At 45.8% G+C, this 21,907-nt stretch carries 17 protein-coding genes; 5 read left to right on the forward strand and 12 right to left on the reverse strand.

Annotated elements, in window-relative coordinates; all coding sequences use genetic code 11:
* Positions 1 to 140: 140 nt before the first annotated feature.
* Together ASG85_RS08985 and ASG85_RS38730 are read left to right on the forward strand one after the other, a co-directional pair.
* Positions 141 to 473 (forward strand): winged helix-turn-helix transcriptional regulator, encoded by a 333-nt coding sequence (locus tag ASG85_RS08985; protein WP_047678053.1) that lies wholly within the window; start codon positions 141 to 143, stop codon positions 471 to 473.
* 53 nt (positions 474 to 526) lie between these two features.
* Positions 527 to 685: a hypothetical protein gene (locus ASG85_RS38730; RefSeq protein WP_164484161.1), complete on the forward strand. Its 159-nt coding sequence runs from the start codon at positions 527 to 529 to the stop codon at positions 683 to 685.
* 733 nt (positions 686 to 1,418) lie between these two features.
* Here the strand turns inward: ASG85_RS38730 and ASG85_RS08990 are convergent.
* The gene (locus ASG85_RS08990) at positions 1,419 to 2,156 is read right to left on the reverse strand and encodes a ThuA domain-containing protein (RefSeq protein ID WP_047678043.1); all 738 of its coding nucleotides are present in this window, start codon (positions 2,154 to 2,156) and stop codon (positions 1,419 to 1,421) included.
* 206 nt (positions 2,157 to 2,362) lie between these two features.
* Between ASG85_RS08990 and ASG85_RS08995 the strand changes: the two genes are divergently transcribed.
* On the forward strand, positions 2,363 to 3,304 hold the full coding sequence (locus tag ASG85_RS08995; protein WP_057304060.1) for a helix-turn-helix domain-containing protein: 942 nt from the start codon (positions 2,363 to 2,365) through the stop codon (positions 3,302 to 3,304).
* 50 nt (positions 3,305 to 3,354) lie between these two features.
* Here the strand turns inward: ASG85_RS08995 and ASG85_RS09000 are convergent, their stop codons facing one another.
* The 3 genes from ASG85_RS09000 to ASG85_RS09010 form a co-directional block, all read right to left on the reverse strand.
* Positions 3,355 to 4,173: an SPL family radical SAM protein gene (locus ASG85_RS09000; RefSeq protein ID WP_057304059.1), complete on the reverse strand. Its 819-nt coding sequence runs from the start codon at positions 4,171 to 4,173 to the stop codon at positions 3,355 to 3,357.
* Positions 4,174 to 4,598: 425 nt separating this feature from the next.
* On the reverse strand, positions 4,599 to 5,363 hold the full coding sequence (locus ASG85_RS09005) for a methylated-DNA--[protein]-cysteine S-methyltransferase (protein WP_321166573.1): 765 nt from the start codon (positions 5,361 to 5,363) through the stop codon (positions 4,599 to 4,601).
* A gap of 23 nt (positions 5,364 to 5,386) precedes the next feature.
* Entirely contained in the window at positions 5,387 to 5,929 is a 543-nt protein-coding gene (locus ASG85_RS09010; protein ID WP_321166574.1) for a bifunctional transcriptional activator/DNA repair enzyme AdaA, read from the reverse strand.
* 155 nt (positions 5,930 to 6,084) lie between these two features.
* On the opposite strand from ASG85_RS09010, the gene ASG85_RS09015 reads away from it, so the two are divergent.
* Both ASG85_RS09015 and ASG85_RS09020 read left to right on the forward strand, forming a co-directional pair.
* A complete protein-coding gene (locus tag ASG85_RS09015; protein WP_057304057.1) occupies positions 6,085 to 7,035 on the forward strand; it encodes a DNA-3-methyladenine glycosylase family protein in 951 nt (316 codons plus the stop codon).
* Positions 7,036 to 7,240: 205 nt separating this feature from the next.
* On the forward strand, positions 7,241 to 7,864 hold the full coding sequence (locus ASG85_RS09020; protein WP_057304056.1) for a DedA family protein: 624 nt from the start codon (positions 7,241 to 7,243) through the stop codon (positions 7,862 to 7,864).
* Positions 7,865 to 7,951: 87 nt separating this feature from the next.
* Here ASG85_RS09020 and ASG85_RS09025 read toward each other — a convergent pair whose 3' ends face one another.
* From ASG85_RS09025 to ASG85_RS09055, 8 genes are all read right to left on the reverse strand, one after another.
* The gene (locus ASG85_RS09025) at positions 7,952 to 9,169 is read right to left on the reverse strand and encodes a multidrug effflux MFS transporter (protein ID WP_057304055.1); all 1,218 of its coding nucleotides are present in this window, start codon (positions 9,167 to 9,169) and stop codon (positions 7,952 to 7,954) included.
* 236 nt (positions 9,170 to 9,405) lie between these two features.
* Positions 9,406 to 9,570 carry a hypothetical protein gene (locus ASG85_RS38735; protein ID WP_164484162.1) on the reverse strand — a complete coding sequence of 55 codons (165 nt, stop codon included), beginning with the start codon at positions 9,568 to 9,570 and terminating at the stop codon, positions 9,406 to 9,408.
* Positions 9,571 to 10,080: 510 nt separating this feature from the next.
* Positions 10,081 to 13,653 (reverse strand): OmpL47-type beta-barrel domain-containing protein, encoded by a 3,573-nt coding sequence (locus ASG85_RS09030; RefSeq protein ID WP_057304054.1) that lies wholly within the window; start codon positions 13,651 to 13,653, stop codon positions 10,081 to 10,083.
* 921 nt (positions 13,654 to 14,574) lie between these two features.
* Positions 14,575 to 16,206, reverse strand: a complete 1,632-nt coding sequence (locus ASG85_RS09035; protein ID WP_057304053.1) for a helix-turn-helix domain-containing protein — start codon at positions 16,204 to 16,206, stop codon at positions 14,575 to 14,577.
* A gap of 2 nt (positions 16,207 to 16,208) precedes the next feature.
* Complete coding sequence (locus ASG85_RS09040; protein WP_057304052.1) at positions 16,209 to 17,996, reverse strand: sensor histidine kinase; 1,788 nt, start codon at positions 17,994 to 17,996, stop codon at positions 16,209 to 16,211.
* Positions 17,997 to 18,096: 100 nt separating this feature from the next.
* Complete coding sequence (locus ASG85_RS09045) at positions 18,097 to 19,440, reverse strand: ABC transporter substrate-binding protein (RefSeq protein ID WP_057304051.1); 1,344 nt, start codon at positions 19,438 to 19,440, stop codon at positions 18,097 to 18,099.
* A gap of 124 nt (positions 19,441 to 19,564) precedes the next feature.
* Positions 19,565 to 20,392: a carbohydrate ABC transporter permease gene (locus tag ASG85_RS09050; RefSeq protein ID WP_057304050.1), complete on the reverse strand. Its 828-nt coding sequence runs from the start codon at positions 20,390 to 20,392 to the stop codon at positions 19,565 to 19,567.
* Between the two features lie 20 nt (positions 20,393 to 20,412).
* Complete coding sequence (locus ASG85_RS09055) at positions 20,413 to 21,357, reverse strand: carbohydrate ABC transporter permease (RefSeq protein WP_057304049.1); 945 nt, start codon at positions 21,355 to 21,357, stop codon at positions 20,413 to 20,415.
* Positions 21,358 to 21,907: the final 550 nt, after the last annotated feature.

The following is a 21,907-nucleotide window of genomic DNA, read 5'->3' on the forward strand; positions in this document are numbered from 1 at the left end:
ACTTTAACATTTCGGCTCTGAGTGCTATTATACTTGTATACGAACTTTTTGATAAGTACGCACTTTGAAGTAGCATAGATACATTTAAGGTATATAGGTACTATATAGTACCCATATTATTCAAAAGGAGGTTTACGACTATGGCCTATAATGTTCCAGTTGAAGCCACGCTTGATGTGATCGGTGGTAAATGGAAGGTCGTCATTTTGTGTCATTTGGACAAAGGGGACAAACGAACAAGCGAGCTAAAAAGGTTAATGCCCGACATTACCCAGAAGATGCTTACTCAACAGTTACGCGAGTTGGAGCAGGACGGAATGGTGAAAAGAACAAGCTATGATCAAGTTCCGCCGAAAGTGGTCTACTCCTTAACCGATTATGGTTGGTCATTCAAACCCATTCTCGATGCTATGTGTGCCTGGGGGGAGCATCATATGAAAGAAAAAGATATGGCTCCAATACTAACGTATTAGTTTGATCACTGAGCAAACGTGATACAAGTAACTAATCCCAGGAGGTGTTTGCTTTGAAGATCATTATTTCAGCTTCGGAAGCTATGGAAAAAGGGGTCTGGGCAGAGATACTTCGTCTCTTCGGGAGAGATAAAGATGAGGAGATATGGCCTCAGGAAGAATTTATTTTAACAGAGGCGCAGGCTCTTAAGTTGAATCTTATAAAGAAATAAACGATGCAGAATAAGACCACCCAGAGGGTGGTCTTATTTCATGTGGTTTTCTGGCTAAGTAGTTGGCTCTTAAGCTAGGACACGATCTATCCATTGAATCCTCGGTGGGCAAGGACGACTGTGATTGTATGGCAGATGAGCTATAGCGGCTACCAATGTTGCATTTTATACAACAATTTACATCCCCAAAGGTTATTTTGCAACTTAAAGTTGCATATTGTACAAGATTTTAAGCCCATTTGTTACGAAATGACCTGTATAGGACCAAATTGTTGTACATGATGCAACAACGAAGGGAGAAAGGCGAGATTTAGGCAGTAATTGTTGCACTTTATACAACATCATTCAACCGCGAATAAGGATTCATTCATCCAGCAATCTCAATTGAACATGTATAACGATTGATCCCAATTTAAGACACCTCCATGATGAGCAAGATTGGATGAATGTATCAGATGTCTCGAATATACAATATTCTTAGCAAACTAAGAAGAAATCAAAGAAATTGTTGTATGTAGTACAACTTCCCCCTTCTATTTCTCCATTTGTTCAAAAAACCAGTAAACAAAAAAGCTAGGGAAACATAGCTACATACCGAATGATTATGCATATCCCAATCTTAACCTAGCAAAAAGGACCTCCACCTTGATGGCGGAAGTCCTCATGGATACGTGCAACCATCGCAAAGCAAAAAATGCCCCCGATAACCGGGAGCATTCCTATCACATTACTATTAAGCTTTGACTTTTGCTTTGATCTCTTCAAGCGGCTTGTGGTTACCGTATTTCGGATACTCACGTGTAGATGGAGCCGCCCAGTGAACCGCATTGCTGATAACGCGGCGGATTTGCTCATTGTAGTAAGTACGGTACGTCTCGTGTCCAGGACGGAAGTAGAAAATCTTCCCGTTGCCGCGGTTGAATGTACAACCGCTGCGGAAAACTTCGCCGCCTTCGAACCAAGAAACCATGATCAGCTCGTCCGGCTGAGGGATATCGAAGTGCTCACCGTACATTTCCTCTGCTTCAAGATCGATGTACTCGCCGATGCCTTCAACGATTGGATGACCCGGAGCAACAACCCAAAGACGTTCCTTCTCATCAGCTTCACGCCATTTGAGGTCACAAGATGTGCCCATCAGCTTTTTGAACACTTTGGAGAAGTGTCCGGAATGAAGCACGATAAGCCCCATACCTTGCCATACACGCTTTTGAACGCGGTCTACGATCTCGTCCTGCACTTCGTTATGCGCTTTATGTCCCCACCAGATGAGGACATCTGTGTTATTCAAGACTTCTTCGGACAAGCCGTGTTCAGCATCATCTAATGTCGCATACGTGACATCGACTGCTCCGCTTAAACCTTCACCAATCGCCGTATGAATACCATCTGGATACGCTGCGCGTACGACTTCATTTTCTTTTTCATGACGGAACTCGTTCCAAACCGTTACTCTAAGCTTCTGACTCATTCTTATTCCCTCCAAGGTAGCGTATTCATTCATACTTTTGAGTATAGTCACTCCCTCGCCGAAAATAAAGGCAAGATCCTGCCTAATTCTTATTCAATAGTGTCCTTCCACTTCAAACAATGATATACTCATTACTGATAAACCTTACGTCCGGCCACTTTTTACGTATTCAAAAATGTCTTCCCAGTAGTGAGGTATACAAATCCATGGACCCTATTCAAAGCACTAGCACCTTTACCGAGATCGTTAATGAAGAAGTCATTTACCAGAACCCTTTGCTCTTTTTGAAAATTTGGGAAATGAGTTCTGACACCCCGCAGTTCGGGCCTCCTACTCCTTGGCGTTGGCATTCACATATGCAAGTTGAATTTCTTGTGGTCATAGAAGGTCATCTCGGCATCCAAACGAAGCACGATTTTACGGTGATGGCGCCTGGGGATGTCATGGTCTTGGGCTCTTCCCAGCCTCATCGTACGTATAAGCATTCGGCGGATGCCTTGAGACAGATCGTTTTTCAGATTGATCTAAAACAGCATTTCGACCTTAGCACCATGCCCTACCTGCACTGCTTCTCGGAGCTGACTCATCCACTTGAGCAGTTTAATGAGCTTTTTCAAGGCAATGCAGCCGTCAAGCAGGCTGCTTACAATCTCATTATGCAGATTTACGAAGAGTCGCAATCCCGTAAGATTGGGTACGAGTTGGCGATCAGTGCAGCGATCAAAAATCTCTTACTTTTAATGCTGCGCAATGACAACCGAGATTTCTCGGCTCTCGCCGAGGACTCCGGCATTTCTCGCGTGCGTCCGGCATTAGACTTTATCGACGAGCATCTGAGCGAACGGATTTCGGTCGAAGACATGTGCAGTGTGCTCAATTTGAGCTATCATTACTTTATTAAGTATTTCAAAAAGGTGATGGGGATATCCTTCGTCGACTACGTTAATTACAAGCGGATCAAAAAAGCCGAGCGTCTCCTTTTAACGGGCGACCTCAGCATTATGGAAGTAAGCTTTGAAGTAGGCATACTGAATATGGCGCAATTCTACAAGCTGTTTAAGCGTCATAACCAATGCTCGCCCAAAGAATTTAAACAACGCATGCGCAGTCAATCAGGGCTGACGCCTCTGCTTGCGCAAGCGGACTAGCTCGCTTATAGCCTCCATGGGAAATCCCGTAGGAGGCTATGTTATATCAATCAAGGCAGGAAGCCTTGTTGGCTGACAAACACATGCTCCTGCGGGAAATGCCGCAGGAGCTGTTCGCGTACGCGCTCGAACGCATCCCGACTGTACCAGTCTGGCAGCTCCAGCGCGTCATAGATAGCGCGCACGCCGATGCGTTCCGTGCGCTTGCCCCCACTGCCATCGCCCATGAAGTAATCGTCGATGCACACCCGATCCACGATGCCCGCAAGCAGCTCGGCGAAATGCTCCGAGCTCGGCAGCGCTGGCGCTATCGTGGCCTGCACCGGAATGCCGCGAGCTGCCAGCTCGCGTAGGGCATTTAGCCGCGCCGGAATCGGCGGCGCGGACGGTGTGAACGCTCGGCGAATATCCTCGCGGTCGGTCTCGACCGTCATGCTGACTCTTACGCGTTCGCCGAGCAGCTTTAACAGGTCCGCATCCCGTGTCACGAGCGGACTGCGGGTTTGTACGAACAAGAAGTCCGGCGGATTCGCGGACATCACCTCAAGGAGCGATCGGGTGATTCGCTCCTTATGTTCGATCGGCTGGTAGGGATCCGTGGCCGATGACATGAAGATCGTTACCGGCCCTTTGCTCTTCGCTTTGGCCAGCTCCTTCGCCAGAAGCGCGGCCGCATTTTCTTTTACATCGACCCAATCACCCCATGCATCGCTGCGGAATAATGCGACCGGCATCTGCCTCACGTAGCAGTAGGAACAGGCGAAGGAGCAGCCGGTATAGGGGTTTAGCGTGTGTGTGTACCCCTTAAGAAAGCCGCTTGCTTTCGTGAGCAGCTGCTTTGCTGTCTTCCGGTTTACGTTACTCTTCATAGACTCACCTCCACTTTCCCTTTCGAGATCATCTCTTCGATAACGTAGACAATCTAATTTCCTCTATTACATTGGAGATAAGAGACCATCGATTCTTTTCATCCAATCTATTACTACATTAGTTTTTTTACCCTTCACAAAGCTGCTGAAAGACTCTAAATTCAAGTTTTCGATTGATGTCCACCCGTGGTGAAGGGGCATTATGAATGTATTGGCATTGGATAAAATACAATGTAAACTCACTCTAGACCTTAGCTTGTGTACTTTCATTGGAATAACTCCAATGGATTTTTTATTTTCCATGAAATTGGCCGTTTCTATGAGTTTTAATTGGATATACTCCAATAGAATCGGTTATCTGCATGCCTAATTTAAAAACTACTGTAAAAACTCCAATGGATTAGTATATCTGCAGCCACATCCAATCACAATCCTGCTCGCTCCAACAACAGCAGCTTCTCCTTATTCCGAAGTCCGCCGCGATAGCCAGTTAGCGACCCATCCTTCCCCACAACCCGATGACACGGCACCACGATGAGCACGGGGTTAGCCCCAATGGCAGTACCTACGGCTCTAACTGCACTCATTTTATCTAACGCCTGGGCTACCTGTGAATAACTAAACGTTCCCCCATGTGGAATCTCATGAAGCACACGCCACACCGACTGCTGAAAAGCAGTACCACGCAGATCCAACGGCAATGTAAATGCCGTGCGTAGTCCTTTCAAGTACTCCTCTAGTTGAAGGATATAGGGCTGCAGCTTCTCAGCATCCTCTACCCAGCTAGACTCAGATAGCTGCGCACGAGCCCATTTCGCTAATTCCAACCACGCACCCTCATCTACACCGCCTGCAGGATCTGCCTCATGAAATTGTAAATAGCAAAGCCCCTCATCCGTTGCCGCCATCAAAAAGTTATTCTCTAACAAACGAACGACCCCCCAGTAGATCGACTTGGTCGGTTCGGTTTGCATCTCTGAGCTCGCTCGCTTGGCTTGCATCACTGACTTCTCCCGTTCGGTTTCCATCTCTGACTTCGCCCGCTTGGTTTGCATCTCTGACTCCGCTCGCACGGTTTGCATCTCTGGCTCCGCTCGCATGGTTTCCATCTCAGATTTCCCCCTCATGCCCTGTAACTCTGCCATTCCCTGCTCAGTTTGCTCCTCAGACTTCGCCCGCATAGTTTGCATCTTCAATCCCTCCTCGGTTATGTTTAAATTGATTTTATTTGACGGAATTCCGTAGGCGAAAAACCGGTCTTTTTTTGAAATATCGTGGCAAAATGTGCCGCATTCGGAATCCCCACTTGAACACCAATCGCATTTACAGGAGCATTCGTTTCTAAAAGCAGCCGCTTGGCCGCTTCAATGCGAACCTGTTGAAGATAGGTTAGAGGTGTGATTCCCTGCAGGCGTTTGAAAGTCCTTTGCAGATGATAGACACTCGCATAAAAGTGATCTGCCAGGATCGTCAGCGTCAGCGGCTCGGCATAATGTTCATCGATGTGAGCTGTCATGAGCGACACCCATTCTTCATCAGGCAGCCTGACGCCGTCTGGCCTGCACCTTTTGCAGGGACGATAATTTTCAGAGAAAGCCGCTTGTCGGTTCCCAAAAATCCGGACATTCTCCCTTTTAGGCACCCTTGATTTGCAAGATGGCCTGCAGAAGATCCCAGTTGTCGTCACCGCATAATAAAACGTACCATCATAAGCCGCATCATTCGCAACAATCGCTTTCCAAAACCGTTCTTGCATGACTACCGCTCCTCTCAGCTCCATTTCCCTACTAGCTCAGTATACCCAAACTATGCTGCTCTTGTAAGGGAAGGAAGATGAGAAAGCAAGATTACGAAAGCCGCTTTCAGTGATAATAGAGGAAGAGACTTTATCAGATAAGAGGAGAACTTAACATGCCACATCTTCAATCCTTTGACCCTTCTATCCTAAAATGGTACGAGCAGACGAGTTCCCTTACACTGCCGCTTCCTGATCCTTTTCGATATGAGCAAAATCTTGGTTACTTATCCCGATCAACCAATGAATGCTTATTCCATGTGGATAACTTGGCTATTTACAAGCTGCTTCCGGTTGGGGATAACCATGTCCTAATCGCTGTCAACAGTGAGGATAATTCTCGGCTGCGTATTCAACTACTCCATAGTACCGACGGTACCCTCTCCTCCTCCACTCGTGAAGACGTGGCTCGCTATGTGTGGGAGTGGTTTGACCTTGGCACCGACCTTACGCCCTTCTACGAGTTGGCCAAGGGTGATCATCTGCTGAAGCAAGCCACTCAGGACTTTTATGGGCTGCGCCTGATGGGGATTCCAGATCTATTCGAGGCAATGAGCTGGGGCATTATCGGACAGCAAATCAACCTGACTTTTGCCTATACGCTCAAAAGACGTTTAGTTGAAACCTTCGGTACACAGCTAGACTGGAAAGGACGGACGTACTGGGCATTTCCTACACCAGAGCGAATCGCCGAGCTCACGCCTGATGCCCTGACTGCCTTACAGTTCACGGGTAAAAAGGCTGAATACTTAATTGGCGTCGCCAAGTTGATGGCTGAGGGGCTACTTGTTAAAGAGGAGCTGCTGAGGCGGAACGATTTTGCAGAAATGGAGAAAGAGCTGTTAAGTATTCGCGGCATCGGTCCGTGGACGGCCAATTATGTGCTGATGCGCTGCTTGCGGAACCCCGCTGCTTTCCCTCTTGCCGACGTTGGCTTGCACAACGCTCTGAAGCATGTCCTTGGCTTAGATCAGAAGCCGACAATCCCCCATATCCAACAGCTTGCAGAAGGATGGAATGGATGGGAAGCTTATGCGACTTTTTATTTATGGCGTGTATTATACTAACCGAAATGATGCGATGACGTGAGACTACCCTACGGATAACTAGACTAAGGTCCTGACCAAAACTTGACTTTCTGACGGTTCATAGCTTTACTTGAAACAAGTATACTTTTGGTAAGATGGTTCATTTCTGCTGCGCAAATTTGAGATTTTCATGCAAATTTCCACAAAAAATATACGGTTTTTTGTTACAAGGAGAACATAAGTCATGAAGTTTATGGGACTAATTGAACAATTATTTGCACAATATGGCTATTGGGTATTGTTGATCGGTCTGCCATTGGATGCTATTGCGCTTCCGATTCCTCCGGGAAATACGACGATGACGTATACGGGTTTTTTAGCTTATAAAGGGGTGCTTCATTGGTTCTTAGCCATGGTTGCGGCCTGGGTCGGAACTATAATCGGCATGACGATTACCTATTGGATCGGATATAGACTAGGCACGCCTCTGATCGAACGTTATGGGAAATTCCTGTTTTTGAAACCCGCACACCTGGATAAGTCTAGAGAATATTACGCGAAGTACGGAAACAAATTGCTGCTTTTCAGTTATTTCATACCGGGAATCAGACAGTTTATCTTTTATTTTGTAGGCATCATCCGCGTTCCTTACCGAATTTTTGCTTTATTCGCCTTCACAGGCTCAGCTTTATGGGTGGTAGTATTTTTCGGAATTGGTTACCTTTTCGGTGATCAGTGGCTTCTCATTTTTATGTGGGTTGAAAAGTTTTTGATTTACACCTTGATCGGATTGTGTATTGCAGTAGCTATTTTATTACTTGTAAAATGGCGTATTCGTTTGAAAACGGGGCTGCAAAAGCCTCAATAAAGCAGTTACCTAAATCCCTTTATATACGAAAAAGGTTGCCCATCGGTCTTAGTAAGATCGAAGAGGCAACCTTTATTTGATTTTTTATTATGCCTTTTTACGGGTGAGTAAAATAAAACTTAGGATCGCTCCTATTTCCATCACGGCTATGATGATGCCTAACGGAACCGCGGTTTGGCTGCCGCCAATACCGACCAACGGAGCAACTAGGCCTCCTATGATAAAAGAAAGCAAACCTAACAATGCTGCCGCGCTGCCTGCTGTTTTCCCTTGATTTTGAAGAGCAAGGGAGGAGGTTGCTACAGAGACAGGTCCTACGCTTGAAACGATAAAGAAAAAAGCCGCCAAAATCGCATATAACCCTGCCCCAATAAGGGTAGAAATGAAAAGTAACAAACCGCCGAAAGCGGCAATGGCAAGCCCACCAGCTAGCAATCGATGGTTGCTAACTTTTCCTGCTAGCTTTCCCGTGATTTGACCGGCTATGATAACACCCATACCGTTAATCGCGAAGCAAAGACTGAATATTTGCGGGGAAACGCCGAAAATATCCTGCAGCACGAACGGGGAACCCGAAATATAAGCGAACATGCCGGCAAAAACGAGTCCTTGCGTTAACGCATAGCCCATGAACATACGGTCTGTAAGCAGACCGCCAAACGTTCGAAGCGTGTTGGTGAGACCGCCTTTGGAACGACGCTCTGGCGGGTGTGTTTCCTTCAAGCCGAGCACAGTAGCAAAGAGCATAACCACACCGATCAGGCTCAAAACAAGGAATACGCCACGCCATGAGGTGAATTGCAAAATTTGTCCACCTACAATGGGAGCAAGTATAGGCGCGGCCCCATTGACCAACATTAGAAGGGCAAAAAACTTCGTCAGCTCCACACCTTCATACATATCACGAACAATCGCACGGGAGATGACGATACCAGCTGCGCCAGCCATGCCTTGAACGAAACGCAGACCCAGAAAAACCCATATCGTTGGCGAGAACATGCATAGGACCGAGGAAATCGCATAAACAACGAGCCCAATCAGCAGTGGCATTCGTCTTCCGCGCACATCACTCACCGAACCAGCGATGAGCTGACCGATCGATAGGCCGAGCATGCAGGCAGTTAAACTCATTTGTGCCAGTGAGGTGGTGGTATGAAGATCATTCGCGAGCACAGGCAGTGCGGGTAAGTACATATCTAGTGAGAGCGGGCCGAAAGACGCCAGTGAACCGAGTACGAGCACAATCCATAAACGGTTTGAACGACTTACAGATAGTCTTGTTTGGGAAGCAATAGGATTGGACATCACGTATCACAAACTTTCATTCGTAGTAAATTTACGCTACCATCGAGATCTGATTTTGTCTAGTAGGTAACTTTTACAATGCTGCGTGTAGCGGAAATAACAAATGATGCGTCGGCAACTCGTATTTCGGGGATTTTGCCAATTTACCTGGTGAGGTGCAAGCCCAATCACTAGAAGCCCCCGCTAGTGGTATTTCTTTTAATAAAAAAACTCCCCATTTTCACGGGGAGTTCGATTTATGTAGTTTGTTGTGTATCAAAGTTTGATGCTGGGTTACCGTATCCATCGAGCTTTTCGTCACCAATTATATCGACAAACTCTTTCGCTCCTTCTGGTACAGAGAGAATATCCGATGCCTCAACAATCGTTTCTCGATTTTCTTCAAACATTTCTATATCCATTTTATGCCTCCTTCGAAAAATAATATTGATATTATGTACCAACATTTCACAGAACATACAATGAATAATTTCTAGGCTCAGGAAAGCCATGTGAGGCCAATGAAATCATCCTCCACGAATCTTCACCAGTCACTCTATCAAACTTGCTATGAGCGGCTTCCTCATGTTTGTCACAAGCATTCAGTTCATAGTCAACATTTCCGATTCGAAATGTGGCTGGTTGATCGCAGTAAGAGCATATTGCCGTATTCACTATTCCTATTCCCATGCCTATTAACACCCACCATTCAATACATCATATAATGACCATGATGCCATCTTCTTTACATTTTTATACATATAACACTCATCCCAAGCCGACTGTTAAATTGCACACTAGTGGTACTGCCTACATGAGAAGCCACTCCGAATCAACTAATCTCTCCCGTCCCCTCCCCAACTCAGACAAAAAAGAGCCTCCAACAACTCCAACCGGAGTCGTTAAAGGCCCTTTTTCCATAACGTCAGCTCTTACTTCGTTACTTTCACCGTAATCTTGTCACTCGAAGTAACACCACCCGCATTGACCAATTCGCTGCGGTACTCATACAGGCCAATGGCTCTGCCAGCAATCGTCGACACCGCGCTTTGTGCACTTGGAGAAGCTGCATTCAAGCTCTTGGTTTCGATCAAAATGCCATTTTCGTATAGGCGATACTCGGTAGCGTTGGTGCCCCACCACATGTTCATCGTCACCTTGTAGCTGCCGTCTCCATCCCAATTATCTTGAGATAGTACCGGTTTACCTGGCAATGCGTCTGTAATCTTGACCACAAGTGGGCTGCTAGCTGTTGTTCCGAAAGAATTAATAAGTTCACTCGTATAGGTATAAGTGCCGTTCGCTTTGCCTCTCACATCTACTTTAGCCACTTGCGCTGCTGGAGACGCGTCAGTTAATGTTTGCGTACTGATGAGTACGCCATTTTCGTATAGCTTAAACACGGAGCCGTTATTCCCCCACCACATGTTCATTGTGACTGTGTAGTTACCATCTTTTAATCCAGTTGCATGACCACTGTTATCTGACAAAACAGGTTTACCTGGCACCCCAACCGATAACGGCTTTACTACCGTAATAGACACAGCGTTGGTTGGTACTGTTTTTCCATTCAGTGTGACGGTAGCTGTAATTTGCGCAGTCCCTTCAGCCAAAGCGCTAACTTTACCTGCTGCATCCACAGTAACTACCGCTGCATTACTTGTGTTGTAGGCAACTACAGCACCGCTAAGATCAGCAGGCGCTCCGTTGCTTAATATGCCTGTAAGGTGAGTAGCCGTCGTTTCACCCGGTTTCAGTGACAGCGCGTCAGCAGCAAGGGTAGCTTGACTGAATGTAACGCTCGCACTTACGTTGAATGTTTGTGTCGATTGCACTAAATTGCCTGCTGCATCCACTACACTGTATTGCACCGTATGTGCTCCTAGTGCTAGACTGCCTGCGGCAAACGTTTGACCGCTGTTAATCACAGCGCCATCCAAAGTCAACGTCTGCGTCGCCACACCGGAATGTGCATCTGTACTGTTCAAATCGAATCTCAGCGTATCCGCATCTGTCACATCCGTCAGAGCATGACCGGACTCCGTCAAAACAGCAACGGGTACTGTTTTATCTAATTTCACTTCCATAGATTTCGCCGCTTCCACATTCCCTGCAGCATCTGTAGAGAAATATCCGATCGTACTCGTTCCTTCGTTTTGAATGACAATGGGTGCAGCGTAAGCAGCTGCATTTCCGCCATTGATACTGTATTCGGTCCCCACCGTACCTGCTGATTCATCCACAGCCGTCAAGGTAACCGTCACATCTTCTTTAAACCAGCCCTCGCTATTTGGAGCACTCGACAATACCGCCGTCGTCACAGGTGCCACTGTGTCAGCCACTGCGGTGAAGTCGCTCAATCCTCTTGGTTTCAATTGAAATACACCTTTGAAAATGGCAGCGACACCTTGGATATTCACGGTTTTACCTGCCTGATAAGGGAACGTGCTTTGTGTTAATCCAGTCCGTGCATCAACCCGAACATGATTGCTCACCGCTCCGTTAACCGCATCAAATTCAAAAGAGCCCGTCGGTGCAGCACTAATGATATTATTGATCGTTACATTGCTGAGCTCGACCAGCTGCCCTTGATTATCGCTAGTTACAGCCGATACAACAGCTGGTGTAGGCACAGCAGTGACTCCTGTTTTGGTAATTTCCACTGGATCGGTCAACTCGAACTCTGTGTTAAATACTGCGGTCGAAGCCGTCACCTTCACGGTATCTCCAAGATGAAATCCACTCAAGCTCTGGAACACATACATACCGCCGGTAGCATCCTGCAAGTAGAAAGATTGCCCGCCAAAAGATCCAGGTTCCGTAGTTACAACGCCCTCAACTGTCACCAATGTTCCATCAGCTTTACCTCGTGCTTCAGCGACGGTGATCTTAGCCGGAATTGGATTCTGCTCTTCCGGTAACGGTTCAGCCGGAACGTTGCCAAGTGTAACGGCTTCGGTCTTCAGGTTCGTTCCGTTTTGACGCAGCCTCAAGTTGGCCGCAGCCGTCGTTCCCGGCTTAATTCGAACTTTCAAATCTTTTGTAGCATGTCCATTAATATCTGAGGTCACGCTGAACGTAGAGCTGTACCCGTATGCAGCGGGCCATGTGCCATCTGCATTTTGAATCATAGCTATTTGAGCGCCCCCGCTGACCAAATAAATACCAACACTGAACCCCGCTACAGTCGTAGACGCAGGCAGGTTATCCACAACTACCCGCACGGGGAAGTCCTCTGCATTGGGTAGTGTTGCTTGATGCACAAAGCTGTAAGCAGCACTAGCTGTTGCCGTAGGTCCGCCGTATGAGCCCGCTTTAAACGTGCTGCGGTCATACCATTTGTAGCCTGCGTTTGGCGCAGCCCAAGGCTCTGGCTGTGGTTCCGTTGACGCAGCCGGATCTTCAAAAGGCAGCAGCGCCGTAGGTTGATCCAACTGCAAGCCGCTAACCTGAGATAAGCTTGTATAGCTTTCTTTCTTCGAGAGCCAGTTCACCATATTTACAAGCAGCACACCATCGTTCTGCTCTTTAAAACCGTCATAGGTCGTCTTCTTCGCACCCGTATCCTCGCGGACATATTTCGGTGTCGCATCTTCAACCGGTGAGGAATCGCCGATAAATCCAGCCTTACCTGCACCTGCTTTGGCAACAGCCACATAAGGGCCTTCGGCAATACCGCCTCCGTTATATACACCTTGATCAACTGCATTCGCCCAAGCATCGCTCGTTTGCGGCAGGTACACAATCCCCTTCGCTTTTGTAGGATCAAGAATAGCTAGCGTTGAACCTGCATGCATAGCCACTGTTGAGACACCGCTGGTAATCCCGAAAGCTTGCTCTGGCGCTACTATTTGATTCGCCGTAATATCTCCCAAAGCGTTATAGCGGAAACGCAAACCGAACTGTGTAGCCAACCAATCCGAACTAGCTACGTCCTGCATGGCTGATGAAGCGGTCTCCTCTGCGTTCATACCGCTAGCCGGGTTCGTCCATGCACCTCTGCGGTAGCCATTGAATACTTCCGAACCGTCCCAACGGTTCTTGTTGCGGTCTGCATTGTAGTGATCTCCGATGAAGAAGATACTGCCGCCTCCCTGCACATATTGCTCCAGAGCAGCTTGCTCAGTCGTCTTATAGGGAACATTCGATTCTGCAACGACGAATACATCGTAACCACTCAAATCACTCAACGTAATGGGTGTCGTTTTGCGCAGCTCTTTCACGTAATAACCATTATTCGCTAAAGCATTGGCAAAATCTGAGAAGGCCCCATCAATTACCCAATCGGCTGCTCCAGCGGTTTGTTCATGCGTATTGTCGAAAAGAACCTTCTTGCCTGCATTTTCGTTAACTACTTTGGCTTCAATAAATGGAGCCGGATCACTCGGTCCTTCCGCCATAACAGCTTGCCAACTGCTTGTGGCCAATACTTGAAACGGTAACGCGATTGTTACGGCAAGTGTTGTTTTCAAAAGTTTTGCTTTCCATCCTGCTAGCCTACTCATTACAATTCCTCCTTAGCATTTGCTGAGTCAAAAAATTTCTTCATAAGCTGAGGCTTTATGGACAGACAAGCCCAATAATACCCCTAAATTTTACCACGGTTTAAAAGGAAAAAGTGATATTTTTTTGTAAAGATAAGGAAGTTTGTGCAGGGGTACAACCGCCATAGATGATTATCTAAAATCAATGAAATTGAGATCTGGAATAGTAATGGATCCATACACAAATAGAACCTGGCTGAGGGCCAGGTTCTTGTCGAAAGCTTACGTTTGAGGATGGGGAACGAGCTTCTCTTTGCTATCACTCGCTCGTCTAGATACCAATCCGCCTTCTATTCGTCTGTAATGATGAAATATATGGTTCAGAAACGATTCCACACCTCTTCGCGACTATAACGATGAAAAACATCTTTACAGCCTCGCTCAACGCACAAAATTGCTTTTTTCTCGTTTGTAAGAATGCAAAACATCGTTACAGACACCACTTCACTTCCCCCTCGCATCTGTAACGATGAAAAACATCGTTACAGCCTCGCTCAACGCACAAAATTGCTTTTTTCTCGTTTGTAAGAATGCAAAACATCGTTACAGACACGATTTCACTTCCCCCTCGCATCTGTAACGATGAAAAACATCTTTACAGCCTCGCTCAGCGCTCAAAATTGCTTTTTTTCTCGTTTGTAAGAATGCAAAACATCGTTACAGACACGATTTCATTTCCCCCTCGCATCTGTAACGATGAAAAACATCATTGCAGCCTCGCTCAGCGCACAAAATCGCACTTCTTCACTAAAGACCGGGACTGATGTATCCGTTTGTTTACAAACACCGCTCAAAGTACCGGACCGAGCATCGTTATGGGGGTATCTTATTTTTCCAAAAAAACAGACTTGTTCGCATATGAACAAGTCTGTTTCTTCTCCGTTAAGTCGGCTGATTCGCTTTCGTTTGTCCACGATAAGCATTTGGCACAAAACCCGTATGCGCTTTGAACAGCTTTCCGAAATAATTCTTATTCTCGTAGCCCAGCATATCGGAAATTTGTTCAATGCTCTTATCCGTGATTTCTAAAAGCTCCTTCGCTTTTTCCATCTTCAGCCGTGTGACGTATTCAATGAAATTCTCTCCGGTTTCCCGCTTGAACAATCGGCTTAAATAGCTTGGATGCAGATGAAGATGGGTTGCTGCATCTTCGAGGGATATTTTCATATGCAGATGATTATATACAAATCGTTGACACTCTAAAATCTCTCGGTTGTGAGACTCGCGATATACCTGACCTGCCCATTGAATAGCCTGCTGAAGGTAGTCTTTGAGCCATAGCTCAAGCTCACGGAGGGACGACAATTCATGAACATCATGATGCAAGAGCTCTGAAGAGAAGGTTGACTGGTAATGCTGCAGCGACTTGAGCCGCATCCGTACGTCGAGAATCATCTTCAGCAGCCACTCCTTTACTTCCATCGGGCGAAATCGGTTGTATTGGATAAAATCTATCCACTTCGAGACAAACCCATCGATCATATCCAATCGCTCATCGAAAACAACACTCCGAAACTCATCCAATGCTTCGGAGTACTGTGCTAGTAGCAACCCTCCGTCCTCGAATCCATCTCTGACATGACCCAATTTAATGATAGATGACTCCGGCAAATAAAATCGCAGATTCTTCCCTTCGACCATTCGAATCAACTGGTCTTTCATGGATCGTGCATCTTTGACTGGACTTCCCGTTAGAAAGGTAAATGAAAGCTTCGTGTATTGCTGCAAGCTGCTTTGCAGCTGTCTTAGTGTCTGCTCCACTTTCAGGCTGTTGTTGACGTGAAGCTCTGAATAATGTGGAAACAACAAAACAAATTCTCCTGTATCGTAAGTGAAAAGTGCTGTCTCCTTCTGATCGACTAGCAGCTCTTCCACAATATTCTGGATGGTGTATTCAAACAGATCCTTGGATTGAAAGCGATTGTCTGCCTCCTTCACACGATTCGCGTAACCAAAGACTGGTAGTACGCCTTGTTTTCCAAGTCGAATACCGAATCCTTCCGCTTTCAGCGTCCACTCTTTCGCATCTAACAAAGGCTCATTCACCGTACTGCGGATAAATTGACGCTTGGATGCACCGCGATGTTGATACACCTCCTTCTCGAGCTTGCGGCTCTTCGACAATACTTGGATTTCCGCGTCCAGTTGTTCCTTCAGCCTTCCCAGCAACTCGGAAATATTGCCAACATTCATCGTTTCCTTCAAGATATATTCGCTTACCGACAGCTTCATCGCGGTTTGCGCAAAGTGAAAATCATCGTGACAGGATAGAATAACTGCCTTCATATGAGGATGGACCTCGCGCAGACGCCCAATGAGCTCCAGCCCATTCATGCCAGGCATGCCAATATCGCTGATAAGCACATCCGTCTTTTCCTGGCGTCCTGCTTCTAGCGCATCCAGTGGATTCTCGTAAGCTCCCGTCAACGTATACCCTAATTCTGCCCACTTAATTGAAGTCTTCAGAAATTCAAGCACAGGTAAATCATCATCCACAATAATAACGGAGTACATGGTTAACCCTCCTTTCCTGCCTGTTGAGGAAATCGCAGCACAATCTGCGTTCCCTGATCTGGTCCGCTTTCGATTTCATAATCGAAACGATGACCATATATTAATCGAAGTCTTTCAAATACATTGTGTATACCAATGCCTGACAAGGATGGGCTGCTAGTTTCTTGAATTTGGTGGGTAGGAGCGTCATCCAAATGATTGCGCAGCGCAGCTAGTCGTTCAGGGGGCATTCCGACACCCGAATCTCGAACCTCCACTTGCAGCCTCCCATCCTCACAAATCCTCGAGGCTATGGTAATTTCCCCTGACTTACTTTTAAGCCCATGTATATAAGCGTTCTCAATTAGCGGTTGTAATAAAAACCGAGGTATTTCAAAAAGAAGGGTGTCTGAAGCCGCAGAAATGTGCAGTTGTACCCGATCACCGTGCCGAGAATTTAAAAGTCGAATGTAATGTTCGTTGATCTCAATCTCTTCATGCAGCGAAATGTATTCGTTGTTGCGGTTGATCGTCATACGCAACAGTGATGACAATGAACTGATTAGTTCCGCATTCTCAGAATCACCCTTCATCATGATTTTCAAACGGATGGAATTAAGCACGTTAAATAAAAAATGCGGGTTAATTTGCGCCTGCAGCATCGCTAACTCTGCTTTACGCTTTAATTCTTGTTCGCGGCGGTTCTCCTCTAACATCCGTTCAATGCGGTCGATCATTCGGTCGAATACATAGCCAAGCCGCCCTACTTCATCTCCCCCGCTGATGTTGGATCGCTCACTCAGTTGACCGGATTCAATGCGGACTACGGTTTGGACGAGCCGCGCAATTGGTTTCGTAAGCGCCCGCACCATATAAAGGAGCACTACAGCGAATAGGATTAAAAAGAATAACTGAATCAGAAAATCAGTCTTTCGGAACGACTCAATTTTGTGGGCAGCGCTTTTATAAGGACTCATATTAACAAGCTTCCATTCGGGTGTTAAATGATTGCTATGCAATATGTAATCTTCTCCATCTACCTTTAGAAACGATGATCCATCCTGCACCGGAAGTTGATCATAGTATGGAAATGGTTTACCAATTGTGCTGGAGTCTTTATCAACCAGAATACGCCCCTGACCGTCCAAAATGACCATCGATTCATTGTTTTTATATTGATCAAATAACTGTTGGATTGTGCTTAATTCCAGTCCAACAACCACATAACCGTACGTTAGTCCATTTGTACGCAGCGGTTTTGCTGCTGCCAATAAATAAGGTTGATTGGTTGCTTGACTATAATTGGGTTCAGCGCCTATCCATTTGACATTATAACCGGACGCCTTCTCCACATCGCTAAACCAACTTTTTTGCAAGAATTCATTCGGGTTAAAAGCAAAGGTTGAATACGAAGCAACATACTCGCCATTGGGCAAAAGCAGTGTGACGTACAAATTACCAAATGAGTTGATGACCGTTGAGATTCTCTTGATTATCGTTTGTTTATAAGCCACGACATCGCCTTTATCTGTCTGATCATTTGCCCGGCCTAACTCCCGAATAGAAGGCTGCAGATCCTCATCAAATTGAATGAAATTCATCACATAAAGCATATTTTTCATTTGTCCGTTTACGATTTGATTGACGATCCGCATCGATTCCTGCGAGTTATCAGCCACTTGCGACCTCACGGCATCCCGTGTTAACAGACTGGAGACGTTCATGGAAACGATGGAAGGGAGAACGAGACAAATCAGAATCGTCAGCACCAATTTATTACGTAGTGATAAGGTACGAAGCCAGCTCGGCACTGCACTCTCCTGCCTTTCGGTTGAATCAAGAAATGGGAAAAAGAGGAGCCCTAGGCCTCCTCTTTCATTATATCAGGATTGGTGCGCTGTTCGTTAATAACTACTTGGCATTGCTCTTACGGATATCTTCAATTTTTGTTTTTGCGGTTTGAATCGTTTTCTCCAGATCCTGTTTGCCTGTCAAGAACAGCTCAACTTGCGTTAAGAATTCCTTCTCTTGCTGCAGGGCATATGTCGGAGGAATAACAAGCTTCGTTGCTTTATTTACTTTCAACGTAGCGAGCAATGAGTCCTTATCGATCATAGCAGCTTGTTCAGGTTTACCATTTTTCAGAATCGAATCTACATTCTTAGCCAAATCAGCTTTCTTCCAACCAGAGAAGAACAGACCCTGTGTTTGAATTCCTTCCGTCGTATACCATTTCACAAAGTCATATGCCGCTTGCTTATTCTTGGAATTTGCTGCAACACCCACGAAGTCCGCGCCTCCAATTGTTAGACCGTTCGCATCTTTCGCGTCGTACTTCGGATATGGAGCAAACACTGTCTTAAATTTCGCATTCAGCGCCAGTTCTCCTACCATCCAGTTACCTGTTGCTAACATCGCTGTTTTACCAGCATAGAAAACGTCACGGTAAGCCATTTTCTGCGATACAACTTCAAAGTAAGGAACGGATGTTTTGTCCACATTTTCCATCTTGTTACGTAAATCGAGGGAGTAACGAACCTTTGGATTATCGATATTCTGTGTACCGTCAGGTTTCACAAGGTAAGCGTTATCCATGTCGCTGTTCAGCGCCAATTCCGCGTATTCTTTCCAATTATGGAAGTAGGATCCGTACTGCTTGGCTGCGCCTTCACCCTTGGTCAATTTCTTAGCATACTCCGCATATTCATCCCAGGTCCACTCTGTTGGCACGGGCAGTTTCGCTTCATCCAACTTATCTTTGTTCAATAGAACGAACCATTCAGCCATTTTACCGGGCAGAGCATAATATTTGCCGTTTACGACTGGATCAAGTTTATATTCATCTTTAACAACAATATTATCTTTCTTCAAATAATCATCAAGGGGCTCCAAGATACCTGCTCCTATGCGTTGAGCGAATTCGGGTGCGCTTGAGTACATAACAACGTCCATTTGCTCACCGGAAGCAGCTAATAGATCAAGCTTTTTCATCCCTTCTTGGGAATCGCCCTTCTCGGACATGCTTTCATAAACAACTTTTACGTTCGGGTGCGTTTTATTGTAAGCTTCAACAGTCGCGTTCCAGTTCCCTTGAGCCTCGGTGTACCATCCTTGTACTTTAATTGTAACCGGAGCTTTAGCCGTTGCTGCTGCATCCTTACCATTATCCGCTGCTGGTGTCTCTCCTTTGCCACAGCCTGCAAGTACAGTACTGATCACTAGGATACCGCTTAGTACTAATAAACTCTTTTTCATAGGAACCCCTCCAAGTTGTATTCGTTATTTTGAAAACCTTTACATGATCGATCGTAACAAACTTGTTTGGAGCACACGAGGCACTATTTTAACCTCATGCACTCATTTTTTGACCTTTTAACCCTTAACCTTTAACCCCACCCGTCGAGATTCCCTCGATAACTTGCTTTTGCCCAATGATGAAAATAATGAGTAAAGGGACGATTGCCGATACAGAAGCAGCCATGATGAGTGAATAGAACTCTCCATTTAAATCAGCAAAGGATCTGATGCCGAGAGGCAGTGTGAATAAATCTTTCGTTCTCAAGAAAATAAGCGGGTTCTGGTAGTCGTTCCATGTCCAGATAAAACGCAGAATCGCATAAGTAGCGATCGCCGGACGTACAAGCGGTGTACAGATAGAGAAGAAGATTCGGACATGACCCGCTCCATCCATTCGCGCTGACTCGATAAACTCCTCATGAATGCCCATGTAGAACTGGCGAAGCATGAAAGTCCCGAGAACACTGAAGGAGCCAAGCAAAATTAGACCAAAGTGACTATCGAACAAGCCCATCCAGCGAAACAATAGAAACTGCGGAACGAGAATCGCTTGACTGGGGATCATATAGATCGCCAACACGAGAACGAAGAGCATATGACGGCCGCGAAACTTGATCTTCGAGAAGGCATAGGCTGCCATGGAGGAAAGCAGGACAGAAAGCGCCGTAGTCAAAACGGAAACCTTGATAGAATTCCAGTAATAAAGGGAGAACTTCGTCGACCACACCGTTTTATAATTTTCAATCAAATTCCAATGCTTAGGGATCCACTGAATGGGATATAGAAACACATCTGCTTCCGGCTTCATAGATGCGGATATCATCCATAAGAAGGGAGACATGAACAATATACCTATAATAAACATGAGTATAGTTAGCAGCGTTTTTTTAACATTTTTAAACTTGTCCATCGGTTACTCCTCCTTCTTCTCTAGTAATTGACCCATCTACGTTGTCCAAACCACTGAACGAGTGTAATCAGGAGGACAAAGACCAGCAGCACAATAGCCATCGCGGAGGCATAGCCGGATTGTAGATTTACGAAAGCTGTTTCATACAAACGATATACGACCACACTGGTTGAATTCGCAGGACCGCCGCCTGTTAGAACGGAAATAACGTCGAACGCTTTAAATGTCCCTATAATTCCTGTTACGAGTAAGAAGAATGTGGTTGGTGATAAGAGCGGCACAGTTATGCTGAAAAATTGTCTCAACTTCGATGCGCCGTCAATGTCTGCTGCCTCATAAAGATCGTTCGGAATCGACTGCAAACCGGCCATAAATATAATCATGTTATATCCGATACTCACCCAGATCATAAGTCCCATTACACAATATAAAGCAAAATCCGGATCAGCTAGCCATTTTGGCGGGTTCGCTATCCCCCAGTCGATTAATATTTGATTAATCGGCCCATAGGTTGGGTGGAACAATACCTGAAACACAATCGCTACAGCAACAACACTTGAGATGTAAGGAATGAAATAAACAACTTTAAAGAAGTCTTTAAAATGAATTTTCTTATCAATGATAACCGCCAGAACGAGCGAAAAAATCAAAGTTAACGGCACTACAATCATAAGAATCAGGTTATTTTTGAGTGATAGAAGAAATACGCTGTCGTGCACAAGCTTAACAAAGTTATCTAAGCCGAGAAATTTCACTTTAGAAAATCCGGCAACAAAGTTCCAATTCGTAAAACTGAGGAAAAAGGAAGCTACGATTGGAAATAGTGTAAAAATAAATAAGCCAAGTATCATGGGACTGACGAATGCGTATCCGACCAGATCCTCGCGCACCTGCTGCATGGACCGCTTCCGCTTCACTTGTACGGAGGGAATAGTGCCTGCTTGTGAATGTATTTTGGTAGCCATGTAATTCACCCCATGTCGTGTTTTCTCTAGTCTACCTTGGTAGAGAAGGATCGGTAAGTCAAATAATTGACCCCTTTGGGTAAAATTTTAACCTGTGGGTAGGATCTATGTCTTACGATGCCCTTTTGGTTGAGTCCCCTTTTTGACCAGTTCTGGACCTTCTAACCGGTTTAGGGTCCTTTCGCAGGGTCCGTAGGACCCCCACCTACTGCCGAATGAATCCTCCAAAGCCCAAACCGCGCTTGTAGGGGGTCCAGCAATGTTTCCTCCAAGCAATATTGTATTTTGTACAACATTAGGCTGGCTAATCCACGTTATCCCTACGATTATTGCAAATAATACAACATATTTTCCCAAAAGCAGCTCTTTTGAAAGAAACGCGGCTAAATTGTTGTACAGCATACAACATCTTGAGCTTGTATGGGAAGAAACCACCGAAATTGTTGTACGCTGTACAACTTTCGCTCCTGTTAGCAGAGAAAAGGCAGACTAAAATCCTCTTTGCCCCTTTCTCCTTGCGCGCGAGAATTCTGAGATTGCGTTGTAGCAA

Origin of the sequence: Paenibacillus sp. Soil724D2 (genome assembly GCF_001427935.1) — a bacterium.
In the GTDB taxonomy this organism is placed as follows: domain Bacteria; phylum Bacillota; class Bacilli; order Paenibacillales; family NBRC-103111; genus Paenibacillus_E.